Below are 17,789 nucleotides of genomic sequence, written 5' to 3' on the forward strand. Positions count from 1 at the left end.
CGGGGCGCATGGCTGGGGCTTCGGCGGCGGGCCTTTCGACCCGCGCCGATCCGGGCGTCAGTTGCCGGCGGGCGCCGCGTCGGTGCCGGGGGTCGATTCGGGGGCCGTCTCGGGGGCCGTCTCGGGCGCGGCGGGCGATGGGGCCACTTCGGGCGCGGGTGCGGTGGCGGGCCGGTCGCAGGCGCCGACCAGATCCTCGTAGCGCTGCACAAGCCAGCCCGGCGCCTCGTCGGGGATCTGCTCGTTCACCGAGGCCGAAACCTGGGCAAAGATCTTGGCGGTGCGGCTGTCGTCGATGACCGGGATCGGATCGGTGACGAGCAGGCGGTCATAGACGACAAGCGCCACGACGACCAGAAGCGCGCCGCGCACCACGCCGAAAAGGAACCCAAGCCCCTGGTCGATCCCGCTCAGCGCCGAGCGCTGGACGGCGCTGGAAAACAGCGGCGTGAAGATCGACACCACGATCAGCGCCACCGCAAAGACCGTGGCGAAGGCAGCGATCATCGACAATTCGCAGCTGTCGCCCAGAAACTCGCCCACCACGGGGATTTCGCGCATCAGCGGCTCGGCCGAGGGCGCGAACAGGAAGGCGACGACCGCCGCGGCGATCCAGCCGCCGATCGCGAGGATCTCGCGCACGAATCCGCGCGAATAGGCCAGCACGGCCGACACGACAATCAGAACGGCCACGATGCCGTCGACGAGCGTGAAACCTTCCATCATCCACTCCCCGGCGCGTCAGCCCGCGCCGAATATGTCCCCTGCCAGCGTCGGAAGGTCCGGTATCGCCTGCACCGGTTCGCCGTCCGAGGCACCCGTCTTGCTTCCCTCCGGAAGAATGGCGCGCGCGAAGCCAAGCTTGCGCGCTTCCTTCAGCCGGGTTTCCGTCTGTCCGACCGGGCGCACCGCCCCTGATAGGCTGATTTCGCCGAAAACGACAGTATCAAGAGGCAGTTCCGTATCTTCGCGCGCCGAAAGTAGCGCTGCGGCCACAGCCAGATCGGCCGCGGGTTCGGTGACGCGCAGCCCGCCCGCGACGTTGAGATAGACATCGAGGCCCGTGAAGGGCACGCCGCAGCGCGCCTCGAGCACGGCCAGGATCATCGCCAGCCGCCCACCGTCGAGGCCCACCGCCGATCGGCGCGGCTGGGCGTGTGGCGTGGGGGCGACAAGGGCCTGGATCTCGCACAGGACAGGGCGCGTGCCCTCGATCCCGGCGAAGACGACCGAGCCCGGCGTCGGCGTCTCGCGTCCCGACAGGAACAGCGCCGAGGGGTTCGCGACCTCGGTCAGGCCGTCGCCCGTCATCTCGAAGACGCCGATCTCGTCGGCCGGGCCGAAGCGGTTCTTGACCGCGCGCAGGATGCGGAACTGGTGGCCGCGCTCGCCCTCGAAGTAAAGCACGGTGTCGACCATGTGCTCGACCACGCGGGGGCCGGCGATCTGCCCGTCCTTGGTGACGTGGCCCACCATGATCACGCTGATGCCGCGCCGCTTGGCGAAGGTGGTCAGCTCGTGCGCCGCCGCGCGCACCTGCGCCACCGACCCCGGCGCGCTTTCGACGGTGTCCAGCCACATGGTCTGGATCGAATCGATGATCGCCAGCCGCGGGCGTTCGGCATCCAGCGTCGTCAGGATGTCGCGCAGGTTCGTTTCGGCCGCCAGCCGCACCGGCGCCGCGCCAAGGCCAAGACGCCGGGCGCGCATGCGGATCTGCGCCGCCGCCTCTTCGCCCGAGACATAGACGGTGGGCAGGCCCGCCTGCGCCAGCTTCGCCGCCGCCTGCAGAAGCAGCGTGGACTTGCCGATGCCGGGGTCGCCGCCCACGAGGATGGCCGAGCCGTCGACAAGCCCACCGCCCAGCACGCGGTCGAACTCGGCCAGGCCCGAGACGGTGCGCGGCGGCGGCGCCTCGGCCGAGGCAAGGTCGCTCAGCGCCACGCGCGCGCCCCGCGCGCCGCCCAGCCCCTTCGACGCAGGTCCGGCGGACAGCGGCGCCTCTTCGACGATCGCGTTCCAGGCGCCGCAGGCCTCGCAGCGGCCCGACCACTTGCTGTGCGTGGCGCCGCAGGCGGTGCAGCTGTATCTTTGCTGTTTGCCCATCAGCGCCCTAAATGGCCTGCCGCGGCGGTCGCGGCAAGCGCGATCAGGGCCGCACCGCGAGGCGGCGCTCGGTCAGGTGCGCCACGGCCAGCGAGGCAAGCACCGCGACGGTGAAGAGATAAAGGCCCCAGGCGGGTTCGACCCGCCCGACGCCCACACCCTTCGCGATCACGATGTAAAGTGCGATCAGGAAGACATCCGCCATCGCCAGCCGCCCGAGCCAGCGCAGCGGCGAAAGCCAGCGCGCGGGCGCGCGCCCAAGTTGCACCGCCAGAAGCGCCAGCGTCTTGGCGTAGGGGGCCACAAGCGCGAACAGCGCCACCAGAACCGCAAGCGCGCGGTCGCTGTCCCAGAGCGACGCGATGCCCGACAGCACCGTGATCTCGGACAGGCCGAACAGCGGCAGAAGGCCCGCCCGCACCAGCGGCGCCGACCAGGCGATGGGGAACAGGATCAGAAGGCCAAGATTGGCCGCGACGAGGGCGCGCATGCCCCCTCGTGCCATCGCCGTCCGGGCATTGCAATTGCCGGCGGGGCGATCGCCGGCGCACGGCGCAGGAAGGCAAGGTCGAACGCCTCGGGCGACACCGCCCCCTCCGCGCCCTGCGCCACCGGCCGCCGCGCGCCCAGGCCGGGATCCTGCCGCGCCTCACTGGGGGCGACAGGCGGCGCGGACCGGAGCGGGGCTGGCCACATCACCGCGCCGGCGGGCCTGCGGTGGCGAAAGACGACCTCGGCCGCTTCCGCGTCCCGGTAGCCGCCCCCACCGCGCCGCAGGACCCGGCCAAGGATCGGCCAAAGCGCCATCGAGATCAGGCACAGAGCGAACCCCGCGCCGTTCACCGCCTCGAGGTGCATCGCCCAGGGCAGAAGGCTGACGCCCGAGACCGCGGCGAAGCCCGCATAAGCCATCCAGATCGGGGCCGCCCGCCCGGTGCCCGCCGAAACCGAGGCAAAGGCGCGCTCGGCCGCGAAGATCGCCAGCAGAAGCGGCAGCCCCGCGATGACGAAGCGCAGCGAGATCCAGACAAGCGCGGTGCTCATGGTCAGGCCATCCGATTGGGGCGCAGGGTCGCGCCGGACGGGGGCAGAAGACCAGATCATCCCTAACGGCGGGTTAACGCCGGCGCGGGCGACGGCTTAGCGCACGGCCTCGATCGGCCCCTCGGCCCGACCGTGAATGAACTGCTGCAGATAAGGGTCTGCTGCCGCGTCCATTTCCGCGACCGGCCCCTGCCACTGGATGACGCCCGCGTGCAGCATCGCCACCCGGTCGGCGATGGCGCGGACCGAGCTCATGTCATGGGTGATGGTGATCGCGGTCACGCCCATCTCGACCACGATCTCGCGGATCAGGTCGTTGATGACACCGGCCATGATCGGGTCAAGACCGGTCGTCGGTTCGTCGAAGAAGATGATCTCGGGTTCGGCCGCGATGGCGCGGGCCAGACCCACGCGCTTCTGCATGCCCCCCGACAGCTCGGCCGGAAAGAGATCGGCGACCGAGGATTTCAGGCCCACGCGCCGCAGCTTGTCGATCGCAATCTCGCGCGCCTCGGCCCTGGGTCGCTTGAGCGAACCGCGCAGCAGACGGAAGGCCACGTTCTGCCAGACGCTCAGGCTGTCGAACAGCGCGCCGCCCTGAAACAGCATTCCAAAGCGGGCGAGGAAGGCATCGCGGTCCTCGTCCTTGACGTTGCGGCCATCGATGAGGATGTCGCCGGCATCCGGCCGGACCAGTCCCAGGATGCACTTCAGCAGGACGGACTTCCCCGTGCCCGATCCGCCGATGACGACCATGCTTTCGCCGCTGTCGACCGAAAGGTTCACGCCGCTCAGCACCTGGTTGGGGCCAAAGGATTTTCTGAGATCCCGAAGCTCGATCATTCGGTGAAGAAGACCTCTGTCAGGACGAAGTTCGCCGCCAGGATCAGGACGGACGCCGACACCACAGCGTTCGTGGTGGCCCGGCCCACGCCCTGAGCGCCGCGGCCCGAATTCATGCCGTGATAGCAGCCCATCACAGCCACGATGACCCCGAAGACGCTGGCCTTGATCAACCCCGAGATCACGTCCCAGGCTTCAAGAAAGTCAATGGTATTATTCATGTAGGCGGCGGGGTTGAAGCCAAGGCGGTAGACCCCCACCAGGTATCCGCCCATGATCCCGATGGCGTCTCCGATGAAGACCAGCACCGGCAGGACCAGCGCCGCGGCGATGATGCGCGGCACGGCCAGGTATTTCATCGGGTTGGTCGACAGCGTCACCAGCGCGTCGATCTGCTCGGTCACCTTCATCGTGCCAAGCTCGGCCGCGATCGACGCCGCGACACGCCCCGCCACCATCAGCCCGCCCAGAACCGGCCCAAGCTCGCGCACGATGCCGATCGCCACGATCGAGGGCACCACCGTCTCGGCGTTGAAGCGCGCGCCCCCGGCATAGATCTGAAGCGCCAGTGCGCCGCCTGTGAACAGCGCCGTCAGCCCGACGACCGGAAGGCTGAAATAGCCAATGAATAGAAGTGCCTGCCCGAATTCCTTCAGGTAGAACGGCGGGCGCAGCATGTGGCTGGCGGCGACGCCGGCAAACAGGCTGACCCGGCCAATGCTGGCCAGAAGCGCGATCACCGACCGGCCGATGGCGGCAAGGACGTTCACGCGCCGGTCTCGCGGTAGCGGCGGTGATAGCGCTGGCCGAGCGCGGTCAGCACCTCGTAGCCGATGGTGCCCGCCGCGGCGGCAAGGTCGTCGACGGTCTGTTCGGCGCAGAGCAGGTCAAGGCTGTCAGGCTCGTGGTCCAGTCCGCCGACCTCGACGGTGATGAGGTCCATCGAGATGCGCCCGACGATCGGGCAGGCCTGGCCCCGGCTGAAGGCCAGTGCCCCGCCGCGGCTAGCCGCCCGGATGAGGCCATCGGCGTAACCCGCTGCGATCGTGGCAAGTTTCACGTCGCGCGGCGCCGTCCAGCCATTGCCGTAGCCGACCGTCTCGCCCTCCTGAACCTCGCGGATCTGGATCACCGGCACGCTCAGCCAGGCGACGGGATCGGCCTCAAGGAAGGGCTCGCCGCCGTAAAGGCCCACGCCGGGGCGCGTCAGGTCGAAGTGATAGGCGTCGCCCAGCAGGATGCCCCCCGTGGCCGACAGCGACCGGGGCGCGTCGATGCCGTCGGTCAGGTCGCGAAACAGCGCAAGCTGCGCGGCGTTCATCGGATGCTCGGGGTCGTCCGCGCAGGCAAGATGGCTCATCACCAGGCGCGGGGCCCGCGGCAGCGCGATCTCGCGCACGGCGGCCCATTCTGCGGGCTCTAGGCCCAGCCGGTTCATGCCGGTGTCAAGCTGGACGCCGAAGGCATGGCCCGGCAGCGCCTCGAAATGGCGGGTGAGCTGGTCGATCGAGTTGAGCATCGGCACAAGGTCGAGGTCGGCGATCATGTCGGTGTCGCCGCGCATGTGCCCGCCCAGGACAAGGATCTCGGGCCCCGGCCCCAGCGCCTGCCGCAGCGTGGCCCCTTCTTCGGCCACGGCGACGAAGAAGCGCCGCACGCCTTCCTGCGCCAGGCGGCGGGCCACGCGCCCGGCCCCCAGGCCATAGGCGTCGGCCTTCACGACCGCGCCGGTTTCGGTCTGCGCGCCCGAGGCGCTGTCGAGCGCGCGCCAGTTCCGCGCCAGCGCGTCAAGATCGATGGTTAGGGTGCCGGTTGCCATGGCGTCGTTCTGACAGGCGCGCGGGCGAGGTCAAGACCTCTTGGCCACGCGCGCCCGCACGTTCCGACTGCTGTCAGGCCGCCGCGTCCTGAAGCGCGCGCACCGTCGCGCCATAGCCGCCATCGCTGAGAAAGGCCGCCTCGGCCGGCTGGGTATCGCGCGACAGGGCCGCGTTGCGGTAGGGGAAGCGGCCGAACCGGCGGATCACCTCGCGGTGCGCCTTGGCGTGAAGAAGGCTGCTGGCCCCCGACTGCGGCAGGCGCGTCATCATCAGGCGCACGCAGCGGTCCTGATCGGCCAGGCATTCGGAATGCATCAACGGCAGGTAGAAGAACTGCCGGGCCGGTTCGTCGATCCGCAGGTCCCAGCCCTTGTCGATCGCGGTCTTGGCCGCCGAGCGGGCCGCCTTGTCCAGCGCGAAGGCCTCGGGCCGGTCGCGGAACATGTTGCGCGGAAACTGGTCGGTCAGGATGATGTAGGCCAGCGTTCCGTTGGGATAGGTCAGCCAGAGCGACAGGGCGCCATCGCGCGCCCGGGTCCAGTCGGACAGGAAGGTTTCCCGGATCTCGGCATCGAGCGCGTCTCCGCCCTTGTACCATCCCTCGGGTCCGACCTTGTCCAGCCAATAGGTCAGAATGTCATCAGGGTTTGCCATGCACTGCTCCTGCACCTCTCGCATTCCCCCCGATGTGGGGAAGCGTTGCAAAACTTTCAAACCGAATCAAGCCGCGCCATCTTGGCGGGCTGCGTCTGTATCCTTTTCCGTTGCGGTTTCGCCAAGGGCTTCCTGCGCCTCGGCGTAGAGTTCCTGCGCGACTTCCAGCGCAACGGGCGTGGCCGTCGGCCCGATCGGGGCGAAGCGCGAGGTCTCGTCCGGGGTGGGCACCACGGGGCGGCGCAGCATCCGCCAGCCGGCATAGCCGCCCGAAGCCAGCATGAGCGCGCCGATGAACAGCCAGAAGCCCGAAGGCCCCACCTGCCCCAGCGCCCAGCCGGTGACGATGGGCCCGGCGATGGCGCCCACGCCGTTGAGGAAGATGAGCCCGCCGGACGCCGCCGCCATGTCGTCGCCTTCCAGGAAATCGTTGGTATAGGCGATCAGCAGCCCGTAAAGCGGGTTCGACAGCCCGCCCACAAGGAAGGCCACCGCAAGAAGCGCGGGGAAGAAGCTGCCAAGGGCGACCCCGGCCATGGCCGAGAGGCCGCCCAGGATCGACACCGCCATGATCAGCCGGCGACGGTCCATCCGGTCGGACAGCCACCCCAGAGGGTATTGAAAGACCAGCGCGCCGGTCATGATCGCGGCGACGAAGACCGGGATCTGCGTCAGCGTCATGCCCGCGGCGCTGCCATAGACCGCCGGCATCCCGTAAAGCGCGCCGTAGACCCCACCCAGGATCAGCACCCCCACGCAGCCCAGCGGCGAGATTCGGTAAAGCGCCACAAGGCTCAGCGGTTTCGCCGTCTGGAACGACGGGGTCGGGTTGATCGACAGAAGAATCGGCAGGAACGACAGCGACACCAGCACCGAGGGGATCACGAAGACGATGAAGCCCGAGGCGTCGCCGAACAGCAGCAAGCCCTGCGCCATGACCATCCCGCCCATCTGGACGATGAGGTAAAGCGACAGCGCCTTGCCGCGATTCTCGTTCGCGACCGAGTTGTTGAGCCAGCTTTCGGCGGTGACGTAGACGCCCGAGAAGCAGAACCCGAAGGCCACGCGCAGGATCACCCAGGCCCAGGGCGCGGTAATCGAGGGGTAAAGGATCAGGATCGCCGAGACCATCGACGCGAGCGCCGCGAAGACGCGCACATGCCCCACCCGCCGGATCATCGTGGGCGTCAGCCGCGAGCCCAGAAGGAAGCCCGCGAAATAGCCCGACATCACGATCGACAGTTCGAGCGTCGTGAACCCCTCGATCCCGCCGCGGATGCCGATCAGCGTCGCCTGCATGCCGTTGCCCAGCATGAGAAGCAGCATTCCAAGCAGAAGGGCCCAGACGCTGAATAGCACTTGTAGCACGGCGTTCGCCTCCGTCGTCTGGCCTGTCGGTCCTATCCTGCCCCGACGCGACCCCTCGCGTCAAAACACGACCTGCGGCGGCGCTTAACCGGCGTCGGGGATCAGAAGCGAGGAATCGCCGTAGGAAAAGAAGCGATACTGCGCGGCGATGGCGTGGGCATAGATCCCGCGGATGCGCGCGACCCCCATCAGCGCCGAGACCAGCATCATCAGCGTCGACTTCGGCAGGTGGAAGTTCGTCATCAGCCCGTCGGCGATGCGGAACCGGAACCCCGGCGTGATGAAGATGTCCGTGGGCCCTTCCCACGGCGCGAGCGTGCCGTCCGCGCGCACGGCGCTTTCGATCAGCCGCAGCGCGGTCGTGCCCACGGGAAGGATGCGCCCGCCGGCGGCCTTCGCGGCGTTGATCGCCGCCGCGGCCTCGGGCGTGATCTGGCCCCATTCGGCGTGCATCCGGTGCTGGGTCACGTCGTCGACCTTGACCGGCAGGAAGGTGCCCGCGCCCACGTGCAGCGTGACATGGGTCATGCCGACCCCGCGCGCAGCCAGCGCGGCCAGAAGCGGCTGGTCGAAATGAAGCGAGGCCGTGGGCGCGGCCACCGCGCCCGCGCGGCGCGCCCAGACCGTCTGGTAGTCGGTCTTGTCACGCTCGTCCGCGGGGCGCTTGCCGGCGATGTAGGGCGGCAGGGGCATCGCGCCCGCTTCGGCCAGGGCCGCGTCGAAATCCTCGCCCCGCAGGTTGAAGGCCAGCACCCCTGCCCCGTCCTCGCGCGCCACCAGCGTGGCCGACAGCGCGTCGGAAAACCGCACCTCTTCGCCCTCGCGCAGCTTGCGCAGCGGCCGGATCAGCGCGCGCCAGTGGCCTTCGGGGGTGGGCTCCATCAGCGTGGCCTCGATCCGCGCCTCGGCCGGCCCCTCGGGGCCGGCGCGGCGGCGCGTGCCGAAAAGCCGTGCCGGGATCACCTTGGTGTCGTTCAGAACCAGGTGGTCGCCGGGCCGCAGGATCTGCGGCAGGTCGAAGACGTGGCGGTCCGCGATCGTGCCGCCTTCGGCATGCAGAAGCCGCGCGGACGAGCGCGGCTGCGCCGGGCGCGTGGCGATCAGACCTTCGGGAAGGTCGAAGTCGAAATCGGAAAGCTTCATGGGCGCTACTGCGTTGACGAGACTTCGGGCGGGCGGCGGAAGACGTCGCGCAGCATCCCGGGAGCGAGGATGGACAGGGGATTGACCGTGATCGTCGGCGCGGCGGCGGGACCGGCCATGCGGAAGCTCACGCCGAAGACGCCTTCGCCGCGGCGCGTGAACAGCGATCCGATACCGTTGATGACGTAAATCGGTGACACGACGCCCTGCAGGTCCATACGTTTGCCGCGCAGGTCATAAAGCCCGTCCAGCGAGATGCCAAGCGACCCGCCGACCGCCGCGGCCTCGTCGATCCTGAGAAGGCCGTTTCCGATGCGGAAGCGCGCGTCGAGGGTGTCGAAATGGATGCCCTGGGTCTCGAGGTCCTCGATCAGGCCGACGACGCTGATCGAATCGAGAAGCTTGGCCGCCGTGGGCACGTCGCGCAGGACGGTGTCGGTCAGCGAAAGCTGCCCCCGCTGCGCGCCGTTCGCGCCGTCGGGAACCAGGGTCAGGGACAGCCGCCCCCCGGCGGCCCCGGGCAGGATGCGCGCATCGCTCAGCACCGCGCCGCCGTCGTCGGACCGCGCACGGATCGCAAGGCCCCCCTCCTGCGGCACCAGATCGCCGGAGATCTCGGCGCGGCCGTTCACCCGGGCGTCGAAGCGCCCCGCGCCGGCCGCGGGCAAGAGGGCGTTGAAGGGCCGCAGGCTGATCGCGTCCGAAAGCACCAGTTCCTGAAGCGCCAGCGACAGCGATGCGCGGCGCGGGGCGGCGCCCTGCGTCTGGGGCCGGGCCCGCAGGTCGATGCGCCCGCCCAGCACGGCGATCTCGGACCCCGTGCCGCGGGGCCGGATCGCGACCGGCGCGTCAAGCCAGCCGCCCAGACGCACGCGCGAGAAGTCGGCGCCGGCGAAGGCTCCGCCTTCGGCCAGCCGCACGCTGCCCTCGGCCTGTAGGCCCGGCGCCTCGAGGCTGAGCCGGTCGATGCGCGGGGCCGGGCCCAGCACGCCCGCGATCTCGAGCGTGCCGGCTGTCGCGGCCGCCTTCGACCAGCCCACCCCGGGCAGGCCCATGGCCGCGCCCGACAGCGTCGAGGAAAGCGTGAATTCGGGCGGCGCGCCGCGCGCCAGCGCCAGCGACACCTGCCCCTCGGCCGCGCCCGACAGCGTCAGCCCGTCGATACGGATGTTCAGCGCGGCCAGGCTTTCGGCCGACACCGGCAGCGTCGCCTCGACCCGGCTGCGGCCCGCGGCCTCTTTCTTCAGCGGCTGGGTCCACCGCCCGGTGACCGGCACCCCCGCGACCGTCAGCGCGCCCGACACCTCGAGCCGGTCGCGGGTGACCGAAAGCGCAAGGCTGTCGGCCGCAATCGGCGAGGGCGCCCCCTTCAGGCCGGCGAGGGTGACGCCGGACAGCGTTCCGGTCGTCTCGAAGTCGACGCTTTCCTTGGGGACGTTCTTCACGAGGTCGAAGGAAATGCGCGACAGCGCCACGCCGCGGGCGTCGATGACCGATGGATCGAACCCGGACTTGTCAAGGATTTCAAAGGGCTTGTTGTTCAGAAGTTCAAGTGCGGCGCGAACCGGACCTTCGGTGCGAAGGTCGATCTCGGCGCGATCGGGCTTGCGCGTGACATCGCCGATCCGGAACACCGACCCGCCAAGCGCGATGCTGTCGCCGCCGGGCGCGGTCACGCGGCCCTCGTTCAGCACCATCGTATAGCTGCGGTCGGCGAAGACCGCCCGTCCCTGCCCGCCGGTGATCGGCGGAAAGAACCGCAGGAACCGCACCTCGGCACCGCGAAAATCGTAGCTGACCGAAGCGCGCGGCGGTGCGCCGGGCTCAATCCGAAGCGCGCCGACGATGCCGGTGGCCTCGCCGCCCTGCACGTTCTCGACGATCCAGCGCCGCGTGTTCGGGATCGCCCCCAGCGGCCAGAGCGCCAGCACTTCGTCAGGGGTCAGCCGGTCGGCCGAGGCGTCAAGCGCGACGTGCCAGCCCTCGGGCGCGACCGCGATCCGGCCACGGGCGCGCAGGTCCCGCCGCCCGGGTCCGGTGCCGCGGGTCAGCACGACCTGCCCGATCTCGACCTCGAAGGGATCAAGGCGCAGGTTGACGTCGGCGGCGCCGCCGTCGAAGCGCACGGGCTCTTCCAGCAGGTCGCCACGCCGGATCTCGGCCCGGTCCAGCCGAAGCTGCCCCACAAGCCGCCGCGGCCAGCCGTCCTGCAGGTCGCGCAGGTAGGCGTAGCCCTCGCCGGCAAGCGTCAGGTCTTCGGAGGCGAGGCTGATCTCGCCGAAGTTGATGCGGCGTGCGACGGGGTCGTAGGTGAGATAGGCGCGCCCGCCCGACAGCGCGAAGGCGGCGTTGTCGGCCGGCTGGATCGCCCCGGCCCCGATCTCGAGCGCGGCGGCGAACTGACCCAGGCGGCCGTCCTCGTCGAAGGTCGCGCGCAGCGATCCGTCGATCGGGGCCGCGACCAGGTGCAGAAAGCTCAGCGCGGGGGACTGAAGCGCGATGTCGCCAGCCGGCATGCCCTCGATCTGCGCGCCGATGCTGGCGCCGCCGCCGGGCTCGGCGCGGAACGACAGTTGCACATCGGCCAGATCCTCGGTCCCGTTGAAGAGCTCGGAAATCACCGTCACCGTGATCTCGCCATCGCCGCGGCGCAGCTCGATCGCGGCGTTCGAGGCCTGCCAGATCCGCCCGGTCCGCGCATCCTCGAGCGTGATCGTCAGGTCGCGCGCCTCGACCGTCTCGATCCCGGCAAGGGGGCCGGCGGCCAGCCCGGTCTCGATCGCGGCCAGAACGTCGCCCACCGACCCGGCCGGATTCTGCCCGCCGCCCGAGCCGCCAAAGGACAGCGCGAAGCGGCCGTCGACCGCCCGGCGCACGGTGATCTGCGCGCCCGACAGGCTGATGCCCGCCGGCAGGGTCCGTCCCGCGACCAGCGCGGCCGGCGACAGGCGCGCCCGCAGGTCGTTGAGCCGCGCCACCTCGGCCCCGCCGCCGTCGCGCAGGGTCAGGTCGCGCAGAAGCACGCTTGGCAGGCCGTCGCGACCGACCAGCAGTTCGACCCGGCCGATCTCGACCGATCCGGGCGCGATGCCCGCGCCAAGGCGCAGGGCCACCGCGTCGGCCACGCGGCCGGGCAAGGGAATCGGCCGCGCGGTCAGCGACAGGACGCCATAGACCAGAAACAGGAAGATCAGCAGGTTTGCGGCGAAGACCCAGACGCCAAGCCGCCCCCGCCGCCGCTCGACAGGCGGGGCGGATGCTGCGGAGGGGCGCTCTTGCGGCACTTCGGCCGGTGTTTCGGTCATGCGGTCTTTCGCGTCGCGGGCGCCTTTATCTTCCCGCGATTTGCCCTAGAACGAAACAACAATCCTGACCACCGACAAGAGGACGAACCGCCATGGCCACCGACGGCTCCGCCGCCCCCGACTTCACCCTGCCCCGCGACGGCGGCGGCGAGGTTTCGCTGTCCGATCTGCGCGGCAAGAAGGTCGTGCTTTACTTCTATCCCAAGGACGACACCTCGGGCTGCACGAAGGAGGCGGTCGACTTCACCACGCACCTGGCCGCCTTCGAGGCCGCCGGCGCGGTGATCCTGGGCGTGTCGAAGGACAGTGTCGCCGCCCATGACAAGTTCCGCGCCAAGCATGGCCTTGGCGTGACGCTTCTGTCGGACGCCGACAGCGACGTCTGCGAACGCTACGGAGTCTGGGCCGAGAAAAGCATGTACGGCAAGAAATACATGGGCATCGAACGCTCGACCTTCCTGATCGACGGGAACGGCACGCTTGCGCGCGCCTGGCGCAAGGTGAAGGTCCCCGGCCATGCCGAAGCGGTGCTCGAGGCCGTCAAGGCGCTCTGAGAGCATGGCCGAGACGCCGGACCAGACGCTGGCCGGTCTTGCCGTCGAGGTGCTGACCACGGCGGATGGGCGCGCCAAGACCGCGCGCGCCCGACAGGCGGCCGTGCTGTGGCGGGACGCCCGTGCCGCGGGCGATCCGCTGCCGGTGGGGCGCGCCACGCCGCCGCTGCGCCCGGCCCGCCCCGACCGGCCCGAGCTTCTGTCGCCGCGCGACGTGCCGCGCCGGCGCCCGGGCACGCCCGAGGGGCGGATCGCGCTGCTGCATGCGGTGGCGCATATCGAACTCAACGCCGTCGACCTGCACTGGGACATCGTCGCGCGGTTCACCGACACGCCGATGCCCATCGGATTCTACGACGACTGGGTCAAGGCCGCAGACGAGGAAGCCAAGCATTTCAACCTTGTCTGCGACTGTCTTGAGGCGATGGGCAGCCACTATGGCGCCCTGCCCGCCCATGCCGGGATGTGGCGCGCCGCCGAGGACACGGCGGACGATCTGCCGGGGCGGCTTGCCGTGGTGCCCATGGTGCTCGAGGCGCGCGGCCTGGACGTGACGCCGGGCATGATCGAGGTCTTCCGCAAGTCCGATGACAGCGGCGCGGTCGCCGCGCTTGAAACCATCTATGCCGAAGAGGTGGGGCACGTCGCCTATGGCGCGAAATGGTTCCACTATCTGTGCGGACGCGCGGGCAGCGACCCCGAAGAGGTCTTTCAGACGCTGGTGCGCCGGTATTTCCACGGCGCGCTGAAGCCCCCGTTCAACGAGGAAAAGCGCGCCGAAGCCGGGATTCCGCCGACCTACTACTGGCCTCTGGCCGAAGGGATCTGAGGCCGGCCCGGATTCCCGGCGGGGGATCGGCCGGGCATCGGCGGGTGTCGGCAGAGATCGGCGGGAATCCGCCGAAACCGCCAGGATTTCGGCAACAATTCCCAACTCTTGCCCAAAACCGTTGCTAGGCGTCCGGTCGGTGGCTAACACCATGCCCAAGCGCCGGTTGGGGAGCCGTGCGCGCATCCAGGGGCAGAACGGGACGGGACATTGAGACGCTCGCTACGCACGAAGCTTGGCGCCGCGCTTGAGCGGCGGTTTCCGGAAAAACGGCTTTTCCTGAGATCGGACACGCAGACGCGGTTCGTCCGCCTCAGCCCGGCGACGCAGATTACGGCGATCCTGGGAAGCGCGCTGATCGTCGGCTGGGCGATCATGGCCTCGGCGATCATCCTGATGGACAGCCTTTCCGCGGGCAGCATCCGGGAACAGGCCGAACGCGAACAGCGGCTTTACGAAGAACGCCTGAACACCCTGTCGGAAGAGCGCGACAAGCGCCTTGCCGAAGCCGTGGCGGCGCAGGAGCGGTTCACCGTGGCGCTGGACCAGGTGTCCGAGATGCAGATGCGCCTGCTGGCCTCGGACGAGCGTCGGCGGGAATACGAAACCGGCATCGAGGCCATTCAGGCCACGCTGCGGCGCACGATCCAGGAACGCGACGAGGCCCGCGCCGAGGCCGAGCTTCTTCAGGCCCGCCTCGAGCAGAACGCAAGCGAGGACGAGCGCGAGCGGATTCGCGGCGCCGACGCGATGGGCGCGCTGGACCTTCTGGCGGATGCGCTGGAAGATACCGCCGAGCAGCGCGACGAGATGCACGAATTCGCCCGCGCCGCGGCCGAGCAGGTCGAGACGATGGAATACGAGGCGCAGCTTGCGCAGGAACGCAACGAGCGCATCTTCAGCCAGATCGAAGAGGCGGTCGCCGTCTCGCTCGAGCCGCTCGACGACATGTTCTCGAGCGCGGGCCTGCCCACCGACAGAATCATCGGCCAGCTGCGCAGCGCCTATTCCGGCCAGGGTGGGCCGCTGACGCCGCTGACCTTCTCGACCAAGGGCGAGATGCCGCATCCCGACAGCCTGCGCGCCAACGAGGTGCTGGGCAAGCTTGACGAACTCAATCTCTACCGGATCGCGGCGCAGAAGACGCCCTTCGCGGTGCCGGTGAAGTCGGCCTATCGCTTTACCAGCGGCTTCGGTCCGCGCTGGGGCCGGATGCACAACGGCACCGACTTCGCCTCGTCCTACGGCACGCCGATCTACGCCACCGCAGACGGCGTCGTGGTCCACGCCGGGTGGGAGGGCGGCTACGGCCGGCTGATCCGCATTCGCCACGAGTTCGGCATCGAAACCTACTATGCGCATCTGTCGAAAATCGGCGTCGAGGTCGGCCAAAGGGTCTCGCGCGGGGACAGGATCGGTGATATGGGGAACTCTGGACGCTCAACCGGCACTCATCTCCACTATGAAGTGCGGCAAAGCGGCAAGCCCGTAAACCCGATGACCTATATCAAGGCAGCGCGAGATGTTTTCTAAGAGCAAGATCAACGAGCCGGGCCCGAAGGCGCCCGAAGCGGACACCACGAAAGCAGCGGACATGAACCAGCCCAAGACCACGACGGACTTCGCCCCGACCGCACCGAAAGCGAAGCCGCCGGCATCGGTCCTGTCGCCAGACCTGACCATCGTGGGCAACCTCAAGACCACCGGCGACATCCAGATCGAAGGCACGGTCGAAGGCGATATCCGCGCCCATCTGCTGACCGTGGGCGAAGGCGCCACCGTCAAGGGCGAGATCGTGGCCGACGACGTGGTGATCAACGGCCGCATCGTGGGCCGCGTGCGCGGCCTGAAGGTGCGCCTGACGTCGACCGCGCGGGTCGAGGGCGACATCATCCACAAGACGATCGCGATCGAATCCGGCGCCCATTTCGAAGGCTCGGTGCAGCGTCAGGAAGACCCGCTGACGAACTCCGGCTCGAAGCCGGTGCCGAAGCCTGCCAGCGCCACGACCTCGGCCCCTGCTGCCAGCGCGGCGGCGAGCGGCGCGAACTGACGCCAACCGAACGAACGTTCGACCTGATTTCGGGGCGTCGCGCACTGCGCGGCGCCCTTTTCCATGGCCCCATGGGTCGGCGGGTCAGTCGGCGTCGGGCAGCACCCGGCGATAGATGTGCCAGGTCGCGTGGCCAAGGACCGGCAGGGCGACGAAAAGACCCAGGAACCAGGGCAACATGCCCAGGAACAGACATCCGGCGATCACCCCGGCCCAGACCAGCATCACGGCAAAGTTCTCCCGCACGGCCCGGATCGATTGCAGCATCGCGGTGACGAAATCGACCTCGCGGTCCAGAAGCAGCGGCATCCCCACCACCGTGATGGCGAAAACGAAGAAGGCGGCCGCGCCGCCGATCAGCACCTCGACCGCGATCATGCTCAGGCCGTTGGGCGTGAGCAGCACCTCGTAGGAGCTGGAAATGTTCGTCATGGTCGAAAGCCCCATGAACAGCGCGAAGATCATGTGGGCAAGAAAGCTCCAGAACAGGAAGACGATCACCAGGATCGCGCCCAGCCAGGGCAACTGGCGCTTGCGTTCCTGGGCGACGACGCCCAGCACCTCGGACCAGACCAGCGGCAGCCCGGCCTCGAGCCGGCGGCTGACCTCGTAAAGGCCCACGGCGGCGAAGGGCGCCACCAGCGGAAAGCCCAGCGACAGCGCCAGCGACCAGACGAAGGTCGATGCGCCGACCCACCACAGCCCAAGGCCCACCAGGACGTAGAACCCCGAGAAGAAGATCCCGAAGGCCGGGGCGCGTCGGAAATCGGCGGCGCCACGGCGCAGCGCCAGCGACAGGTCGGCCAGGGAAATGCGCGCCACCTCGGGCAACGGCGACGCCTGCAGGGTTTCGTCGGCCATGATCCCTCCCATGCCCGGCATATCCCGGGTCTTGCATGGATCATGGGGCCGTCAGTGGCGGCGCGTCAATCCTCGGCGCGGGCTTCGGCGCGGCTCTTGCCGGCCACGTCAAGCGCCAGCGTCGCCGACATGAAGCCGTCGAGGTCGCCGTCGAGCACGCCCTGGGTGTCCGACGTCTCGTGGCCCGTGCGCAGGTCCTTCACCATCTGGTAGGGCTGAAGCACATAGGACCGGATCTGGTTGCCCCAGCCGGCCTCGCCCTTGGCTTCGTGCGCCTCGTTGATGGCGGCGTTCCGACGGTCGAGTTCCATCTGGTAAAGCCGCGATTTCAACGCCTTCATGGCGATGTCGCGGTTCTGGTGCTGCGACTTCTCGGAGCTTGTGACCACGATGCCGGTGGGAATGTGGGTGATCCGCACCGCCGAGTCGGTGGTGTTCACGTGCTGGCCGCCCGCGCCCGACGACCGGTAGGTGTCGATCCGGATGTCCGAGGGGCTGACCTCGATCTCGATGTTGTCGTCCACCACCGGATAGACCCAGACCGACGAGAACGAGGTGTGCCGGCGCGCCGAACTGTCGTAGGGCGAGATCCGCACAAGCCGGTGCACGCCCGACTCGGACTTGAGCCAGCCATAGGCGTTCGGTCCGCTGATCTTGTAGGCGGCCGACTTGATGCCGGCCTCTTCGCCCGCGCTTTCGGACTGAAGCTCGACCTTGTAGCCGTGCTTTTCGGCCCAGCGGACGTACATTCGCGCCAGCATCGCCGCCCAGTCGCAGGATTCGGTGCCGCCCGCGCCGGCGTTGATTTCAAGGAAGGTGTCGTTGCCGTCGGCCTCGCCATCGAGAAGCGCCTCGATCTCGGCCTGGGCGGCGCGGTCCTTGAGCGCCTTCAGCGCGGTCTCGGCCTCGCGCACGATGTCCTGGTCGCCCTCGGCCTCGCCCAGGCCGATCAGTTCGACGTTGTCCGACAGCTCTTGCGCCATGCCGCGCAGCCGGCCGATGGAGTCCGACAGCGTCTGGCGATCGCGCATCAGCTTCTGCGCCCGCGCCGGATCGTTCCACAGCGCGGGATCCTCGATCATCGCGTTGAACTCTTCCAGGCGGTGCTCGGCCGTCTCCCAGTCGAGACGCTGCCGCAGAAGGGTCAGCGACTTCTCGATGGCTTCGACGGTGTTCTGGGCCTCGGCGCGCATGGGCGTCCTTCGCGTG

17 protein-coding genes are annotated in these 17,789 nt (G+C 69.1%); 4 read left to right on the forward strand and 13 right to left on the reverse strand.

Features of this window, described 5'->3' with window-relative positions:
- Positions 1–57: 57 nt before the first annotated feature.
- The 11 genes from ACRDNQ_RS13060 to ACRDNQ_RS13110 all read right to left on the reverse strand — a co-directional run bounded on the left by ACRDNQ_RS13060 (position 58) and on the right by ACRDNQ_RS13110 (position 12,283).
- Positions 58–723, reverse strand: a complete 666-nt coding sequence (locus tag ACRDNQ_RS13060) for a CvpA family protein (RefSeq protein ID WP_431829136.1) — start codon at positions 721–723, stop codon at positions 58–60.
- A gap of 18 nt (positions 724–741) precedes the next feature.
- Positions 742–2,106, reverse strand: coding sequence for a DNA repair protein RadA (gene radA, locus ACRDNQ_RS13065; protein WP_431829137.1), 1,365 nt, complete (start codon positions 2,104–2,106; stop codon positions 742–744).
- Between the two features lie 43 nt (positions 2,107–2,149).
- Entirely contained in the window at positions 2,150–2,596 is a 447-nt protein-coding gene (locus ACRDNQ_RS13070; protein ID WP_431829138.1) for a paraquat-inducible protein A, read from the reverse strand.
- Positions 2,560–3,150, reverse strand: coding sequence for a hypothetical protein (locus ACRDNQ_RS13075; protein ID WP_431829139.1), 591 nt, complete (start codon positions 3,148–3,150; stop codon positions 2,560–2,562). The genes ACRDNQ_RS13070 and ACRDNQ_RS13075 overlap by 37 nt, the downstream gene beginning before the upstream one ends.
- Positions 3,151–3,246: 96 nt before the next feature.
- Positions 3,247–3,993, reverse strand: a complete 747-nt coding sequence (locus tag ACRDNQ_RS13080; protein WP_431829140.1) for an ABC transporter ATP-binding protein — start codon at positions 3,991–3,993, stop codon at positions 3,247–3,249.
- Entirely contained in the window at positions 3,990–4,763 is a 774-nt protein-coding gene (locus tag ACRDNQ_RS13085; protein WP_431829141.1) for an MlaE family ABC transporter permease, read from the reverse strand. The genes ACRDNQ_RS13080 and ACRDNQ_RS13085 overlap by 4 nt, the downstream gene beginning before the upstream one ends.
- On the reverse strand, positions 4,760–5,812 hold the full coding sequence (alr, locus tag ACRDNQ_RS13090; protein ID WP_431829142.1) for an alanine racemase: 1,053 nt from the start codon (positions 5,810–5,812) through the stop codon (positions 4,760–4,762). The genes ACRDNQ_RS13085 and alr overlap by 4 nt, the downstream gene beginning before the upstream one ends.
- 73 nt (positions 5,813–5,885) lie before the next feature.
- Complete coding sequence (locus ACRDNQ_RS13095) at positions 5,886–6,467, reverse strand: DUF924 family protein (RefSeq protein WP_431829143.1); 582 nt, start codon at positions 6,465–6,467, stop codon at positions 5,886–5,888.
- A gap of 66 nt (positions 6,468–6,533) precedes the next feature.
- Positions 6,534–7,835 carry an MFS transporter gene (locus ACRDNQ_RS13100; RefSeq protein WP_431829144.1) on the reverse strand — a complete coding sequence of 434 codons (1,302 nt, stop codon included), beginning with the start codon at positions 7,833–7,835 and terminating at the stop codon, positions 6,534–6,536.
- An 84-nt stretch (positions 7,836–7,919) separates the two neighbouring features.
- Positions 7,920–8,978, reverse strand: coding sequence for a tRNA preQ1(34) S-adenosylmethionine ribosyltransferase-isomerase QueA (gene queA / locus ACRDNQ_RS13105; protein WP_431829145.1), 1,059 nt, complete (start codon positions 8,976–8,978; stop codon positions 7,920–7,922).
- A gap of 5 nt (positions 8,979–8,983) precedes the next feature.
- Entirely contained in the window at positions 8,984–12,283 is a 3,300-nt protein-coding gene (locus tag ACRDNQ_RS13110; RefSeq protein ID WP_431829146.1) for an AsmA-like C-terminal region-containing protein, read from the reverse strand.
- 92 nt (positions 12,284–12,375) lie between these two features.
- On the opposite strand from ACRDNQ_RS13110, the gene bcp reads away from it, so the two are divergent.
- The 4 genes from bcp to ACRDNQ_RS13130 all read left to right on the forward strand — a co-directional run bounded on the left by bcp (position 12,376) and on the right by ACRDNQ_RS13130 (position 15,719).
- Complete coding sequence (gene bcp / locus ACRDNQ_RS13115; protein ID WP_431829147.1) at positions 12,376–12,837, forward strand: thioredoxin-dependent thiol peroxidase; 462 nt, start codon at positions 12,376–12,378, stop codon at positions 12,835–12,837.
- 4 nt (positions 12,838–12,841) lie between these two features.
- Positions 12,842–13,666: a ferritin-like domain-containing protein gene (locus ACRDNQ_RS13120; protein WP_431829148.1), complete on the forward strand. Its 825-nt coding sequence runs from the start codon at positions 12,842–12,844 to the stop codon at positions 13,664–13,666.
- 210 nt (positions 13,667–13,876) lie between these two features.
- Positions 13,877–15,199 carry a DUF5930 domain-containing protein gene (locus ACRDNQ_RS13125; RefSeq protein ID WP_431829149.1) on the forward strand — a complete coding sequence of 441 codons (1,323 nt, stop codon included), beginning with the start codon at positions 13,877–13,879 and terminating at the stop codon, positions 15,197–15,199.
- Positions 15,189–15,719, forward strand: a complete 531-nt coding sequence (locus ACRDNQ_RS13130; protein WP_431829150.1) for a bactofilin family protein — start codon at positions 15,189–15,191, stop codon at positions 15,717–15,719. The genes ACRDNQ_RS13125 and ACRDNQ_RS13130 overlap by 11 nt, the downstream gene beginning before the upstream one ends.
- Before the next feature lie 84 nt (positions 15,720–15,803).
- Here ACRDNQ_RS13130 and ACRDNQ_RS13135 read toward each other — a convergent pair whose 3' ends face one another.
- Both ACRDNQ_RS13135 and prfB read right to left on the reverse strand, forming a co-directional pair.
- Positions 15,804–16,580, reverse strand: coding sequence for a DUF2189 domain-containing protein (locus tag ACRDNQ_RS13135; protein ID WP_431829151.1), 777 nt, complete (start codon positions 16,578–16,580; stop codon positions 15,804–15,806).
- 65 nt (positions 16,581–16,645) lie between these two features.
- A complete protein-coding gene (gene prfB, locus ACRDNQ_RS13140; protein WP_431829152.1) occupies positions 16,646–17,773 on the reverse strand; it encodes a peptide chain release factor 2 in 1,128 nt (375 codons plus the stop codon).
- Positions 17,774–17,789 lie beyond the last annotated feature (16 nt).

The organism is Saliniferula longa, from assembly GCF_050789285.1.
In the GTDB taxonomy this organism is placed as follows: domain Bacteria; phylum Pseudomonadota; class Alphaproteobacteria; order Rhodobacterales; family Rhodobacteraceae; genus CAVPWP01.